This window comes from Micromonospora sp. NPDC000089 (genome assembly GCF_042899365.1).
In the GTDB taxonomy this organism is placed as follows: Bacteria; Actinomycetota; Actinomycetes; order Mycobacteriales; family Micromonosporaceae; genus Micromonospora.
The window spans coordinates 232,847-246,636 of record NZ_JBIAZT010000004.1 but is presented as its reverse complement, the minus strand read 5'-3'; the positions used below and the strand labels follow the sequence as shown (position 1 = coordinate 246,636).

The window sequence follows — 13,790 nt, the reverse complement described above, 5'->3', positions numbered from 1 at the left end:
AGGCTCGTACCCCATGGAACCTCTGTTCGAGGTCGTGGTCTTCCTGGCGATCGCGACCTTCGGGGCGGCGCTGGCCCGCCGGTTCGGCCTGCTCGCGCCGATCCTGCTGGTGGTGCTCGGCCTCGGGTTGTCCTACGTCCCCGGCTTCCCGCAGGTGCACCTCGAACCGGACCTGGTGCTGGTGGGCATCCTGCCGCCGCTGCTGTACGTCGCGGCGCTGGAGACCTCGGTGCCGGCGTTCAAGCTCAACCTGCGACCGATCCTGCTGCTCGCGGTGGGGCTGGTGCTGTTCACCGCGTTCGTGGTGGGCACCGTCGTGCACCTGTTCCTGCCCGACCTGCCGTACGCCATCTGCCTGGCGCTCGGCGCGGTGGTCGCGCCGCCGGACGCGGTCGCGGCCACCGCGGTGGCGCGCAAGGTCGGTCTGCCCCGCCGGATCGTCACGATCCTGGAGGGGGAGAGCCTGGTCAACGACGCCACCGCGCTGGTGCTGCTGCGGGTGTCGATCGCCGCCGCCGGCACCGTCAGCGGCAGCGTCGGGCTCGGGTACGTCGGGCGGGAGGTGCTGGTCGGCGCGGGCGGCGGCATCCTGGTCGGGCTGCTCGGCGTGGTGGTCTTCGGCTACCTGCACAAGCGGACCACCGACCCGCTGCTGGACAACGCGCTGTCGTTGATCATCCCGTTCGCGGTGGTCTTCGCCGCCGAGCGGATCCACGCCTCCGGGGTGGTCGCGGTGGTGGTCACCGGCCTGGGCATCGGGCACAAGATGCCACTGCTGCTGTCGGCCGCCTCCCGGCTGCAGATCGCCGCGTTCTGGCGACTGGTCCGGTTCCTGCTGGAGGGGCTGGTCTTCCTGCTGGTCGGCCTGCAACTGCCGGAGGTGGTGCGGGAGCTCGACGAGCCGGCCGGCTTCCTGGTCGGGATCACCGCCGCGGTGCTGGCCGCGGTCTTCCTGGCCCGGTTCGTCTGGCTGTTCCCGGCCACCTACCTGGCCCGGCTGGTGCCCCGGGTGCGGCAGCGCGACCCGGCCCCGCCGATCCAGGTGCCGATCGTCCTCGGCTGGGCCGGGATGCGCGGCGTGGTCACCCTGGCCGCCGCCCTCGCGCTGCCGCTGACCGTACGCGACGGCCAGCCCTACCAGCGGGCGCTGTTCATCTGGCTGGCGTTCGCGGTGATCGTGGTGACCCTGGTGGTGCAGGGCGCCACCCTGCCGTCGGTGGCCCGCCGGCTGAAGCTGCCGGCGGACGACCCGACCCAGGACGCGCTGACCGCCGCGGCGGTGCAGCAGCAGGCCAGCCGGGCCGCCCGGGAGCGGCTCGACGCGCTGGCCGAGGGCGCGCCGTCGGCCGTGGTGGAACGGCTGCGCGGGCTGGCGCAGACCCGGTCCAACGTGGCCTGGGAGCGGCTGGGCGGTAGCGGGCGGGAGACCCCCTCGCAGGCGTACGGTCGGCTTCGGCAGGAGATGATCGACGCCGAGCGGGAGGTGTTCCGCTCGGCGCGCGACGCCGGGCGCATCCCGGAGGAGGTGCTGGTGCGGGCCTACCGTGACCTGGACCTGGAGGAGTCGTTGCTGCGACCGGAGGTTGACGAATGAGCTGTGAGCACCTGGCCGGGACGGACGCGGTCGAGCCGGCGACCAAGGACGAGTGCCCCGACTGCGTGGCGGTCGGCAACGAGGACTGGGTGCACCTGCGCGCCTGCCTGAGCTGTGGGCACGTGGGCTGCTGCGACTCGTCGCCCTACCAGCACGCGACCAAGCACTTCGAGTCGACCGGGCACCCGGTGATGCGCTCGATCCAGCCCGGGGAGGCCTGGCGCTGGTGCTTCGTCGACGAGGAGATCGGCTGAGCGGCCCCCCAGGCCCGGACGACGTGGCACAGCTGGTCCCGGGTCCGCCCGGGCCGCCGGGGCGACGGCTCACGGCCGGGTGATCCACCTTCCGCGCGACGCTATGGACCTGATGACCTGAACGAATCAGCGCGCCGGGTGAGCGCCGGGACGGCCAGGCCGGTCGCCGCGAACAGCCCGGCCAGCCCGATCCAGCCGGCCACCCCGCCGCCCAGGATCGCCCAGGTCAGCAGCCCCGGACCGACCGCCCGGGCCAGGCCGGCGAGCATCCCGTCCACCCCCTGGTACGCCCCGATCGCGTCCGCCGGGGCGAGGGCGTACGCCAGGCCGGCGGCGCCGCCGGCGTGCCACAGGTCGCCGACGGTGTAGACGACGGTGGTCGCCACCAGCAGCGCGGTCGCCGGCCCGGCCGGGGCGCCGGCCGTGGTCGCGTACAGCAGCATGGCCGCCGCCAGCACGAGCCCGGCGCGGCGCAGTGCCCGGCCGGCCGGGACGGCGGTGTCCGCGCCCCGGCTCAGCCGGACCGCCAGCAGCACGGTGAGCACGGTGTTGACCAGCAGGATCGCCGACACGACCGGCGGCGGGGCGCCGGTGCGGCCCACCGTCCACAGCGGCAGGATCAGGGTGAGCACGGTGCCGTGCAGGGCCAGCACCGCCGAGGCGCCGCTGACCGCCAGGAACGGGCCGTCCCGCAGCGCCCGCGTCGGGCGCGGCGCCGCCCGTGGGTCGGCGGCCACCGGTGGACAGGCCGGCAACCGCAGCAGCAACGCCGCCGAGACCAGGTAGGTGGTCGCGTTGCCGACCACCAGCACCTGGTACGCCAGGTGGGTGTCGGCGGCCAGCGCGAACCCGGCCAGCCCGGCGCCGAGCGCGATGCCGAGGTTCGCCACCGCCCGCAGTGTCGCGAACGCCCGGACCCGCCCGAGCGGCCCGCCGACCGCGGCCACCAGCGTGGCGCGAACCGCCAGGTTGCCCGAGGTGAGCAGCGCGTCGAGCACCGCCACCGCCAGGAACGCCGGCACCGAACCGACCAGCAGGTACGCCGCCGCCACCGCGGCCTGCAACAGCTGCAGCGACGCGCGCAGGGTACGCGGGTCCCGCCGATCGGCCAGCGCGCCGAGCGGCACGCTCGCGGTCAGCCCGACCAGGCCGGCGACCGTCAGCCCCGAGCCGACCGCGGTGGGGCTGAGCCCGACGTCCCGGGTCAGGTAGAGGGCGGCGCCGGCCAGCCAGAGCCCGGAGCCGATGGTGTTGGCCAGGGTGGCCAGGGCCAGGGTGCGCAGCGGGCCGGCCGGCGGGAGGGGGGAGACCGCCGCGAGGGCCGCCCGTGCCGGCCGGGCGCGGGTGGTCATCCCCCGACGCTAGGGGCGGGGGCGATGAGGCGCCGTCCCGTTCCGCGCGATGCCGCTCACACCGTGGCGCTAACCGCCGCCCATGGTCGCGGTGCTGGCCGCGGAGCGGGCGCTGGGGCTGGACATGTCCGACCGGCTGGCCATGCGGCGGCCCGTCCGGGCGGCCTGACCGGGCGCGCCGGAACGCTGCCGGGGCGGCCCGGCGCTGCTCTCCCGGGGCAGCACCGCGTGCGGCGCCACGATCTCGACCGGCGGCGCGTCGGGGCGGGCCAGCCGGTCGATCAGGAGCGCGATCGCGGCGCGGGCGACACCGGCCCGGTCGACGGCAACCGTGCTGAGCGTGGGGCGTGACCAGCGACCCTCCTCGAGGTCGCCGAAGCCCACCACGGCGACGTCCTCGGGCACCCGCAGCCCGGCGTCGAAGGCGGCCCGGACGGCGCCGACGGCCAGCAGGTCCGACGAGCACAGCAGGGCGTCCGTACCCTGATGGCGGGTGAGCAGCGCGCGGGCGGCCCGGTACCCCTCGGCGCGACCGTGCCGGTCGGCCCGGGCGTGCTCCGGCTGGTCGGACCGCTCGTGGGCCCGGCGGGCGTCCGTATCGGTGGCCCACTGGTCGAGGGCCTGCCGGCAGCCGGTGAGGTGTGGCGGTGGCGAGGGGGAGGGCGCCTCGACGTCGATCAGGAAGATCCGCTCGCGACCGCCGCGCAGCAGGTGCTCGGTGGCGTCGAAGGCGGCCCGCACCAGGTCGACGGCGACCCGGTCGCGCCGCCCGTCGGGCGACCCGCCGAGCATCACCTGGCCCGCGTCGGCGGAGAGCAGCGCGGTCTGTCCGGTAGCCGGTTGACCGGGCCGGCCCACGGCCCGCCCGTGGTCGTCGCCGTCTACGCGCTCCACCACTAGCCGTTGCCCCCGCTCCCGGGCCGCCCGGCGGAACGCGTCGGCGAGGTCGTCGCCGTAGGGGTGGCCGGGCGCCGGCAGAGCCAGGGTGAGCACCCCGTCGCGACCGGCCCGCAGCTCGCGCGCCGATCGGTTGGGTCGGTAGTGCAGCGCCTCGACGGCGTGCTGGACCCGCTGTCGGACGCCGTCGCTCACGAACGGGTACCCGTTGACCACGTTGGAGACGGTCTTCACCGAGACGCCGGCCAGTGCCGCCACGTCCTTCAAGGTGGCCACGTCCCGCTCCTCTTCACACCGGCGTAAGGCTTTTGATGGTGTCAATCGATCTCTACACCTGTCAAGGCGCTACGCTGGTGTGAATCGACAGGGGGTGGCAATGGGGGAGGACGCGGTGATCCCGCCCGCCGCCCGGCTGCTGCGGGATTTCGTCAACACGTACGAGCCGCAGGAGAACGACGAGTCGCTGACCTCGGCCACCCGCCTGCGGGACTGGTTCGCGGCACGGGAGCTGCTGCCCGCCGGGGCCCGGCTCCGGTCGACCGACCTGGCCCTGGCGCTCACCATCCGTGAGGGGCTGCGCGCGGTGCTGCTCGGGCATGCCGGCCACGACACTGACCCCGACGCGCTCGACCGGCTCGACGCCGCGCTCGCCCAGGTGCCGCTGCGGTTGGCGTTCGGCGGCGACGGCCCGCGGCTGGTCGGCAACGGAGGCGGCCCGGCCGCGACCGCGCTGGCCGGGCTCGCCGACGCGGTCCGCCGCTGCGGTGAGGACGGTAGCTGGCCGCGGCTCAAGGTGTGTGCCCGCGACACCTGCCGCTGGGCGTACTACGACGCCTCGCGTAACCAGGCGCGCCGCTGGTGCTCGATGTCCGGCTGCGGCAACTGGATCAAGATGCGACGCGCCTACGCCACTCGGACCGGGCGAGGCGCCGACTCCTGACTCAGCTTAGCTCGCCTTCCAACAGCGCCATGGTGAGCTGGTCGTACCACCGGCCCTCGCGCCGGAACGACTGGCGCAGCCGGCCCTCCTCGACGAACCCGACCTTGCGGTAGACGGCCACGGCGGCGTGGTTCTCGGTCACCACGGTCAGCGCGATCCGGTGCAGCCGCATCTCGGCGAAGCCGAACCGGCAGGCGGTGCGGACGGCGTCGGTGGCGTACCCCTTGCCCCAGTGGTCCTTCTCGCCGAGGTAGACGTCCAGCTTGGCGGTGCCGACCTCCGGCTCGGCGTCGTGCAGCTGGACCAGGCCGATCAGCGTACGGTCGGCGTGGGTCTCGATGCCGAACAGCGCCTCGGCGTAGTCGTTGCGGGCGCGCTCGTCCAGCCAGCGGGTGACCCGGTCGCGGCTCTGCGGGTAGCGGGTGTTCATCCAGCGCATCACCTCGGGGTCGTGGTTCCACCGCCACAGCGCCTCGCCGTCGCCCGCGTCCATCGCCCGCAACGTGACCCGCTCACCCACCACGAACATGTCCCCGCCTCCCATCGTCAAGATCGCGGTCAGTGGTAGCACGACCCGCGCGGCCGCCGCACCCGCGTTTCGCACCGGGTCCCGGTCGTACGGTCAGCGGCTCACCGCGCGTCCAGCGCGGTCAGGCGCTCGGTGGCCAGGCAGGAGACCACGCAGCGCTCCTTGGCGTCACCGGCCAGCCGGGCCGTCCAGTCGGTGCCGCCGCCGTCCCCGACCTCCAGCGCGCCGCCGCGCAGGGTCGAGCGCAGCGCGACGCCCGTGTAGTAGCCGCGCCCCCGTCGCCGGTCGGGCTCGTCGTGCAGCGGGACCGGGCCGCCGGCCAGTGCCGGGCGTACGGTGTCGGCCAGCCGTTCTGCGACCACCGCATCATTGAGGACCGTCAGGTGCAGCTCTGGGTCGGCGGTTGGGGCGAGGTCGGCCAGCACCCGTTGCCAGAAGGCCAGGTGGCGGATCAGCAGCCGGGCCTCGGTGCGCCCCGAGCCGGCGTCCCGGGCGGTGGAGACCAGGGTGAACAGGCGGAAGTGCGCGGACCAGCCCGGCCCGAAGTCCTGCGCCCGCAGCGCCCGGTGGGCGGCGGCCAGGTGCACCTCGTCGGCGTGCCGGCGACGGACCACCGCCTCGACGGCCAGCGCGTTGGTCGGGTCGCTCAGCACCTCGGTGCCGCGCATCGTGCTGACGATCCGGTGCTGACTGACCGGCCCGACCGCCGCACAGGTGCCCAGCGGGACCACGGGGGAGAGCTCGACACCCACCACGTCGGGCGGGAGCAGCGCCCAGATCCGGGCCTCCACCCGGGACACCGCCCGGGAGTCGGCGGCCGCCGGGCGGACGAACCGGTCCTCCCGCCAGCGCCGCAACACGTCCGCGGGGCGGACCGCGGCGGCGCGGTCGCGGGCCACACCGAGCAGCAGGGTACGCAGGTCCGCCCCGGACAGTGCGGCGAGCGCGGCACGGGTGCCCGGGGGTAGCGCCGCCCACACCCGACGTTCCGCGCCGGAGAGCTCCTGCTCGTCCATCGCCCTACCTTCGCGGATCGGTCCGATCGTCACCACCGCGTTTCATGGCACGGAGTCTGGCGGCGCTGCGCGCGGTGCCGGCGTCGGTTACCTTCGAAGCTCGCCGCTCAGGCGGCTGGTTGCACCGAGGGCCCGGCGCGGCCGAGGGGAGGGCGTGATCCTGAAACGGATGTGGCAGGACCTACGACGGCAGCCTCGGTGGTTCCTCTGGGTGATGCTGGTGTCGGCGGGCGGCACCTTCACGTCGATGCTGCTGAGCGGCCCGAACCGCGGGCTCGGTGGTTGGGTGCCGTACGTCGTCGTGCTGTGCGGGGCCGGTGCGGTGCTGGCGTCATCGGTCGTCCTGCTGCTGTTACAGGGGCGGGATCGGCGCCGCTGACCGTCATGCCTGACGAGCCTCTCGCCGCGCCCCTATCGGTGAGGGGCGGGGCGCGGATCCGTACCAGACATGACGTCGAGTGGTGCGCGGGGAGGTCAGCTGCAGCCTTGGGTCGACGCAGAGTTACCACCATGTCCGATCAGGAGTGCTTTATCGGGAACCTCCTCTCCGATAGTGATGATCGTTGACTTCGTAACTGCTTGGCGGATAAATTACGTCCGGTAGTTGTCACTCGACAACCAGCTACGGGGATGGTGTCCGGGGTGTCAGGTGTGTGTTCGCCCGCAATTATGGCGGCGCGATGACGGCCGCAGTTGTGCTGGCCGTCCTTCTGTCCTATCTCGTCATTCTGTCGATTTCGGCTCTCGCGCGTGCCATCGACCGGATCAACCACGATCTGGCCGTGCTGGCCTACCTGCCCGCCAGTGCGGAGTCGAGCCGGAGCGAATCTTCTCCCTCTGACTATTTGGCTGTTTGACAGCTGCTTACTTCCGCGTCCGCCTCAGGTGGCGCTCGTTCCGCCTGCGCCGTGGGCGGACTTTGGTATGGCAATTCTCCGGCGGAACACGTCCCTCGGAGTCGTATAGGGAGAGTAGATGGGTCAACGTAAAGCGGCTGTGGGGATAGCGTGCGCGCTATTGGCCGCATCGGTACTGGTGGTCCCGGGTGGTAGTACGGCGATCGCCGCACCCTCAGCGCCCGCCGGTGGCCGGGACGGGGTCGGCAAGCCGGTCGTCTCGCCGAAGTCGAAGTCCTCGGTGTGGTTGTTCGACACCCCTGACAGCAAGACGGCCGCGCGTACCGCGGCCCTGGTCGGCACGGCGCCGTCGGTGCCGAAGGGAACCGGCCCGGTGCGCAATGGCACCCAGTTGTCGTTCTCACTGAGCGACCGGCTGGAAGCGAAGATCAACGTCGGCTCCGGCAACCTGATGCTGAGCAGCACCGAACTGTCGCTGCCCGGGGTCGCGGAGAACGTCACGATCGGCGCCACCTTCAACAGCCTGTTGCTGGGCAGCGGTCTCTCCAGCGGATCGCACGGCCCCGGCTGGCGCACCCGATCCGGTCAGGACGTGCAGCTCTACCCGGCCGACGACGGCTCGGTGACCTATGCCGCCGCCGACGGTGTGGTCGGCAAGTTCACCGTGTCCGGCTCCGGCTACGCGTCGCCGGGCGAGTTCAAGGCGACGTTGGCGCACAACGGCACCGGGTGGAAGCTCACCGAGCACGACGGCGGTAGGAAGCTGTACTTCGACTCCGCGGGCCTGCTCGACAAGACCGAGGACCGCAACGGCAACGTCACCGACGTCGCCTACGCCTCGGGCAAGATGACCGGCATCACCTCCGACCGGGGGCCCACCTCGGCCCGCACCGCTGCCGTGACCTGGACGGCCAACAAGGTCAGCAAGTACCGGCAGACCGGCAGTGACGGCAGCTGGCGCGAGGTGTCGTACGCCTACGACAGTGCCGGCCGGCTCCAGACGATCCAGTCGGCCACCTGGCGCAAGGTGATGTTCGAGTACGACGCCGCCGGTGACCTGACGAAGATCACCACCAAGGACAACACCTTCGTCACCATCACCTACGACGGCCAGCACCGGGTCACCTCGCTGACGCAGGTCACCGACCCCGCCACCATGCAGGGGTCCACCACCCGGCTGGCGTACCCGACCTCGTCGCAGACGCTGGTGGCGGACGCCCGGCAGGACATCTCGCTCGCCGTCTCGGCCGTGCCGCACACCACGTACGACCTGAACGGCGATAAGCGGGTCACCAAGGCGACCGACCCGGCGGGCAACAGCCAGAGCAAGACGTACACCCCGTTCAGCGACGTGGCCACCTCGACCAGCCGCGAGCAGGGCATCAGCGCCAACACCCACGGTGCGAACTCCGGCGAGTCGATGACCAAGTCGGAGTCCCCGACCGGGGCGAGCGCCTCCGCCACGTACGGCAACGTGGCGACCTCGACGAACCCGACGGCGAACTTCCAGCCGTCGTCCTCGATCGACAGCCAGGGCAACAGCTCGGCCTACACCTACAACGGCGCCGGCAACCAGACGTCCACTTCGGACGCCCTGGCTGCCAAGGCCGATGTCGACTACAACACCGACGGCACGGTCAAGACCTCGACCGACCCGGCGAACACCGGCAACCCCACCAGCTACACGTACGACGCCAGCAAGCAGCTGACGAAGGTCACCCCGCCGACCGGCAACACCCTGGTGGCGAAGACCTTCACCTACGACCCGTACGGCCGGCTCAAGACCGTCACCGACGGCTGCACCACCACGTACACCTACAGCCTCGACGACCGGACCTCGCAGATCGACTACTCCGGCTGCGGCACCCAGCCGTCGGTGACGTTCGACTACGGCGGCACCGGCAACCTGCTCACCCGCGTCGACGCCACCGGCACCACCACCTGGTCGTACGACAACCTCAACCGGGTCCGCGAGCGGAGCAACCCGGGCGGTGGCATCCTGAAGTACGTGCCGGACCCGGTGGGCAACCTCGAGCAGCTGACCGACGCTCGTGGCACCACGCTGTACTACTACAACTCCCGCAACTGGCTGGTCCGCATGGACACCGCCGGCGGCACCCGCTACAACTTCCTGTACGACAAGGACGGCAACCGCACCTACACGTACTTCGCCACCAACGACACCAACAGCTCCTGGGCGCTGCGCACCCAGACCACGTACGACAAGTCGAACCGGCCCACCCGGATCACCGCCACCCGCAACTCGGCGAGCCCGGTGAAGGTCTTCGACGTGACGTACTGCCACGCGAAGTACACCGCCGGCCAGCCCTGCTCCACGGTGAAGGCGGACGACACCGGCCTGCGTCAGTGGCAGAAGGACGAGATCACCGCCGTGATCAACGAGTTCAGCTACGACAAGGCCAACCGGCTCACCCGTGCCACCAACTACGACGACAAGACCTACGGCTACTCCTACGACAGCAACGGCAACCGCACCGTCGTCACCACCTACAGCTCGGGTGGCACCAGCTCCACCGCGGGGCTGGCGCACAACTCGGCCAACCAGATGGACAGCCGCCTCAACCCGGCGAGCAGCCTCTACGACGGTCGCGGCAATCTCACCAGCGGATCGACGCGGGCCTACAACTCCGCCAACCAGATGACCACCGCCAGCGGCACCACGTACGCCTACGCGGGCACCGACCAGGTGGAGCTCACCCGCGCCGGCACCACCACCATGCAGTACGGCATGAAGGACCAGCACGGCATGGCCTGGTTGCAGTCCTGGACGGCCAACGGTTCGACGGCGTACGTCGAGCGGGACGGCCTCGGCACCCCGTTGGGCCTGCGCACCGGCACCACCGACAACGCCTACGTCCTGGACGCGCTCGGCTCCGTCGTCGCGATCGTCAAGGCCAACGGCACCGTCGCAGCGACCTACAAGTACGACCCGTGGGGCATCGCCACCACGACGGACGAGTACGACCTCGGCCAGACCAACCTGGTCCGGTACGCCAGCGGCACCTTTGACTCGAACACCGGCTTCACCAAGTTCGGGCAGCGCTGGTACAGCCCGCAGCAGGGCCGCTTCACCCAGCAGGACAACCTCAACTTCATCGGCAACCCGGGCAAGGGAAACCGCTACGCATATGCGGCATGCAATCCAGTCACCCATACTGACCCGACTGGAATGGATACCGACAACGACTACGTCGACTCGTGCATCGTCGAGGGGACGAAGACGGCAGCTGGAGCACTCGCGGCCGGGATCCTCGGTGCCTGGTTTGGGCCCGTCGAATGGGTCACTGTTATCGCTGCTGTGCCGATCGGCTTCATCGGCGGTTGCGCCGTCGGAGTTGTCGGAGAATACCTGGAAAACAACTAGAAATTGATAGCGGAGGGGTGGCGCTCAGAGCGCCACCCCTCCATTCGGGAGGGTGGAAGCCGTGCAGAAAGAAGCGAGGGTGCGCCGAGTATGGATCTACCTGATCCTTGCGGTCATCGCCATATTTTTGCTCGTTCGCCTGCTGGCGGACAGGATAAATGAGAGCGTTTTCATGGTAGGTGCGGTCGCGTTTATCGCCATAGGATTGAGTGTGGCGCTATTCGCTGCGCTGCGAGAGCGGAACCGGAGGTGATTGGTCACCATACTTTTGATGCCCTACGCCGGACGGAGTGATATCAGGTGATCTGGCCATGAACTGGCAAGAGAGGCGCTCATGCGTAGAAACGTTTGCCAAGAATTCGTTCGGCCGAACGAGCTGACCGAGGTCACGACCATCAAATACCGAGCGCCCTGATAACTCGGTTGATGAGCGCGTATTCTCAGTAGAAAAGCGGCACGCTGCGTGATGACAAGATCGGGCTGCGGGCCCGGCGCGAGACCGCCGTTCCCGTCCTGCAGTCTGAGCTCTACGACGACGTCGCGACGCGGTCAAAGGCCGACTCCCGTCGATGGCGCCCAATCGCACCCCGCTCTACGGCGTCGCCGTACGCGGTTTCCGATTCCACTGACGCCGCCGCATGCTCTCGGTGGTACAGTTCGCCGAAAACGGACTGGCGGGCGAGGCCCTGTAGTGGGGGCATCGAGCTGCATAACAGAACCGCTCACAGCATAATCTCGCTGCGGCCGGCCTTCCGCTGTCGTGGGCTCGGCACCGACGTCCCGCGGGTGCTGTGCCACTACGGCCTAGTGGTCCGCGGCCTGCATCGGTTGCAGGTCGAGACGCTGGCCGGCAACGCCGCGATGATCCGAGCGGCTATCCGGTCGGGGTGCTTACGCGAAGGCGCCCCGCGCTGCACGGTATGGGCCAAAGGACCTCGCTGACGAGGTCATTCTCGGGTTGCTCGCCATCGAATGGAGCGCCAACTGACCACACACGCTCGGCGCGTTGCCAGTCTCGTCGACGGGGACGACCGGCAGATCCGCGAGATGGCCGAGGGCCGTCCAGGTGCGTAGGCGGTCAGCGGTGGGCGGGCTGCCGGACGGCGTCGACGAACGTTCGCCAGGCGTCGGGCACGAAGGTGAGGACGCCGCCGTCGCGGTTCTTGGAGTCGCGGACGGCGACCACGCTGGGCAGGTTGTCGGCGACCTCGACGCAGTTGCCACCGTTGGAACTGCTGCGGGTGCTGGTGCGCCAGCGGGCGCCGGTCAGGTCAACCATGCTCGCCTCGTCAGGAGCTCGATCGTCTGGTCGCGCGGCAGCGCCACCGACCTGAGAGTGTCCCAGACCTGCCGGAGGGGGGCAACGTCCTTTGTCGTCCGTCCGGCGGCCTGGTCGTCGATGTAGGCGACCTCCTCGCCGTCGTCGGTGTCGGCCAGGACGAACGCCCCGGCCTGGCCGGGGTGGAAGCCGGCGCGCAGCGGCAGCACGTGCAGCAGCACCCGGGGTCGCCGGGCCATCGCCACCAGGTGGTCGAGCTGCGGTTCCATGATCTCCTGGTCGCCCCGGCGCAGCGCCGCCTCGTCGATCACGAAGACGGTCAGCGGCGGCCGGGGCCGTTCGAACACGTCGGCCTGCCGGGCCAGCCGGGCCGCCACGTAACCCTCCACCTCGTCGCCGGCGAGCGGGCCGCTGGACAGCACCGCGTGCGCGTACGCCTCAGTTTGCAACAGACCCGGCAGCACCGACGGCTCGAATGAGCGGAGGGTGTCGGCCCGGCGTTCCACCTCGGCCCAGGGTAGGAACCAGACCGGCTCGCGGGGGCGGACCACGTCCGGCCACAGGTCGCCGACCTCGCGGCCCAGCGTGGCGCAGACCGCCGCCCGGTGCCGGGGGTGCGGCACCCGGCCCGGGGTCACCCAGCGGGCGGCCGTCTTCGGGTCCACCCCGACCTGGTCGGCCAGCGATTCTGCCGTCTCGCCGGCCTCGGCCATGGCGATCCGCAGCGCGTCGTTCACGACTGCCTCCACGAAGGACGTTCCGGACGTCCGCTGACCCTATCGTCACGCGGTGTGGCCGTCGCGCGACGCGCGGCAGAGTTTCCCGCAGCGGAACCGCTGCCGTGGCCCGAACCGTCGGCGGGACCGCGGGCCGCCCGGCGTACCGGACGCGGGAACTCGACTCCCCACCGGAGTCGGCCGACCGCGTCGGAGGTGTCCGGGCGGCCCTTCCACGACCGCGAAGGAGACCCGCCGTGCCGATCCGCTTCCGCCGCCGCGCCGCCGATCCGCCATCGCGTACGCGCGATCCACTGCGCTGGCTCCGCCGGCGCGCGCCCGTGCCGCCACCGCCGTCACCGGTGCCGCGTCCCCGGGTGTCGTGGGAGAACGCCCCGACCCGGGTGCTGCCCACCATGGAACCGGGCCGGGCCGGCAACCTGACGCCCGCGCAGCGCTGGCGGGCCGGTGGGTGGCGGCGCAACCCGGACCGACCGTACGGGGAGCAGCGGTGAGCCGGCCGGCGCGTCCGCACGTACCCATGCGGCCCTTGTGGCGGTGCCGGGCGTGCGGCGCGGAGTGGCCGTGCCAGCCGGCGCGGCTGGCGCTGCTCGTCGAGTACCGCGACGACCGGACGGCGCTGCTGGTCTACCTCGGCACCCTGATGCAGGAGGCGGGCGACCAACTAGCCCAGCTCAACGGACACGCTCGCCCGGCGGATCTGGTGGACCGGTTCCTCGCCTGGGCCCGCGCCCGAGGTGCGGACCCGCCAGGCCCTGTCCCCCCAGCCGCTCCCGGCGGACACCTGCCATGATCACGCTCGATCCTGGATGTAGTGGCATCCGAATCGAGGCGAGGCCACTACATCCAGGAACGAGCACGATCATGCGCGTCGCCCGTGGCCGGTGGCGGGTGGTCCGTGGCGGCTCGCGTCATGATCACGCTCGAACAGGGCCGATCTTGCAGTTGTG

At 71.3% G+C, this 13,790-nt stretch carries 15 protein-coding genes; 9 read left to right on the top strand and 6 right to left on the bottom strand.

Annotated elements, in window-relative coordinates; translation table 11 throughout:
* Positions 1–13 precede the first annotated feature (13 nt).
* Entirely contained in the window at positions 14–1,594 is a 1,581-nt protein-coding gene (locus ACFY3U_RS10730; protein WP_387198356.1) for a Na+/H+ antiporter, read from the top strand.
* Positions 1,591–1,848 carry a UBP-type zinc finger domain-containing protein gene (locus tag ACFY3U_RS10725; protein ID WP_387198353.1) on the top strand — a complete coding sequence of 86 codons (258 nt, stop codon included), beginning with the start codon at positions 1,591–1,593 and terminating at the stop codon, positions 1,846–1,848. Before ACFY3U_RS10730 ends, ACFY3U_RS10725 begins: the two co-directional genes overlap by 4 nt.
* 101 nt (positions 1,849–1,949) lie before the next feature.
* Here the strand turns inward: ACFY3U_RS10725 and ACFY3U_RS10720 are convergent, their stop codons facing one another.
* Together ACFY3U_RS10720 and ACFY3U_RS10715 are read right to left on the bottom strand one after the other, a co-directional pair.
* Entirely contained in the window at positions 1,950–3,200 is a 1,251-nt protein-coding gene (locus tag ACFY3U_RS10720; protein ID WP_387198351.1) for an MFS transporter, read from the bottom strand.
* Between the two features lie 69 nt (positions 3,201–3,269).
* On the bottom strand, positions 3,270–4,373 hold the full coding sequence (locus ACFY3U_RS10715; RefSeq protein WP_387198349.1) for a LacI family DNA-binding transcriptional regulator: 1,104 nt from the start codon (positions 4,371–4,373) through the stop codon (positions 3,270–3,272).
* 100 nt (positions 4,374–4,473) lie between these two features.
* Here ACFY3U_RS10715 and ACFY3U_RS10710 point away from each other — a divergent pair, with 100 nt between their 5' ends.
* The gene (locus ACFY3U_RS10710) at positions 4,474–5,037 is read left to right on the top strand and encodes a CGNR zinc finger domain-containing protein (protein WP_387198346.1); all 564 of its coding nucleotides are present in this window, start codon (positions 4,474–4,476) and stop codon (positions 5,035–5,037) included.
* 1 nt (position 5,038) lies between these two features.
* Here the strand turns inward: ACFY3U_RS10710 and ACFY3U_RS10705 are convergent, their stop codons facing one another.
* Positions 5,039–5,566, bottom strand: a complete 528-nt coding sequence (locus ACFY3U_RS10705; RefSeq protein ID WP_387198343.1) for a GNAT family N-acetyltransferase — start codon at positions 5,564–5,566, stop codon at positions 5,039–5,041.
* Between the two features lie 101 nt (positions 5,567–5,667).
* The gene (locus ACFY3U_RS10700) at positions 5,668–6,582 is read right to left on the bottom strand and encodes a hypothetical protein (protein ID WP_387198340.1); all 915 of its coding nucleotides are present in this window, start codon (positions 6,580–6,582) and stop codon (positions 5,668–5,670) included.
* A 154-nt stretch (positions 6,583–6,736) separates the two neighbouring features.
* Between ACFY3U_RS10700 and ACFY3U_RS10695 the strand changes: the two genes are divergently transcribed.
* The 4 genes from ACFY3U_RS10695 to ACFY3U_RS10680 all read left to right on the top strand — a co-directional run bounded on the left by ACFY3U_RS10695 (position 6,737) and on the right by ACFY3U_RS10680 (position 11,077).
* Complete coding sequence (locus tag ACFY3U_RS10695) at positions 6,737–6,961, top strand: hypothetical protein (RefSeq protein WP_387198337.1); 225 nt, start codon at positions 6,737–6,739, stop codon at positions 6,959–6,961.
* 274 nt (positions 6,962–7,235) lie between these two features.
* Entirely contained in the window at positions 7,236–7,439 is a 204-nt protein-coding gene (locus ACFY3U_RS10690; protein ID WP_387198334.1) for a hypothetical protein, read from the top strand.
* Positions 7,440–7,599: 160 nt separating this feature from the next.
* Positions 7,600–10,824 (top strand): RHS repeat-associated core domain-containing protein, encoded by a 3,225-nt coding sequence (locus ACFY3U_RS10685; protein WP_387198332.1) that lies wholly within the window; start codon positions 7,600–7,602, stop codon positions 10,822–10,824.
* Between the two features lie 52 nt (positions 10,825–10,876).
* Positions 10,877–11,077: a hypothetical protein gene (locus tag ACFY3U_RS10680; RefSeq protein ID WP_387198329.1), complete on the top strand. Its 201-nt coding sequence runs from the start codon at positions 10,877–10,879 to the stop codon at positions 11,075–11,077.
* Between the two features lie 825 nt (positions 11,078–11,902).
* On the opposite strand, the gene ACFY3U_RS10675 is transcribed toward ACFY3U_RS10680, so the two are convergent.
* Both ACFY3U_RS10675 and ACFY3U_RS10670 read right to left on the bottom strand, forming a co-directional pair.
* The gene (locus ACFY3U_RS10675) at positions 11,903–12,103 is read right to left on the bottom strand and encodes a DUF397 domain-containing protein (protein WP_387198326.1); all 201 of its coding nucleotides are present in this window, start codon (positions 12,101–12,103) and stop codon (positions 11,903–11,905) included.
* Positions 12,091–12,840 (bottom strand): Scr1 family TA system antitoxin-like transcriptional regulator, encoded by a 750-nt coding sequence (locus ACFY3U_RS10670; protein WP_387198323.1) that lies wholly within the window; start codon positions 12,838–12,840, stop codon positions 12,091–12,093. The genes ACFY3U_RS10675 and ACFY3U_RS10670 overlap by 13 nt, the downstream gene beginning before the upstream one ends.
* A 236-nt stretch (positions 12,841–13,076) precedes the next feature.
* On the opposite strand from ACFY3U_RS10670, the gene ACFY3U_RS10665 reads away from it, so the two are divergent.
* Together ACFY3U_RS10665 and ACFY3U_RS10660 are read left to right on the top strand one after the other, a co-directional pair.
* The gene (locus ACFY3U_RS10665; RefSeq protein ID WP_387198320.1) at positions 13,077–13,334 is read left to right on the top strand and encodes a hypothetical protein; all 258 of its coding nucleotides are present in this window, start codon (positions 13,077–13,079) and stop codon (positions 13,332–13,334) included.
* A 26-nt stretch (positions 13,335–13,360) separates the two neighbouring features.
* Entirely contained in the window at positions 13,361–13,633 is a 273-nt protein-coding gene (locus ACFY3U_RS10660; RefSeq protein WP_387198317.1) for a flavin reductase, read from the top strand.
* The last annotated feature ends 157 nt before the right edge of the window (positions 13,634–13,790 follow it).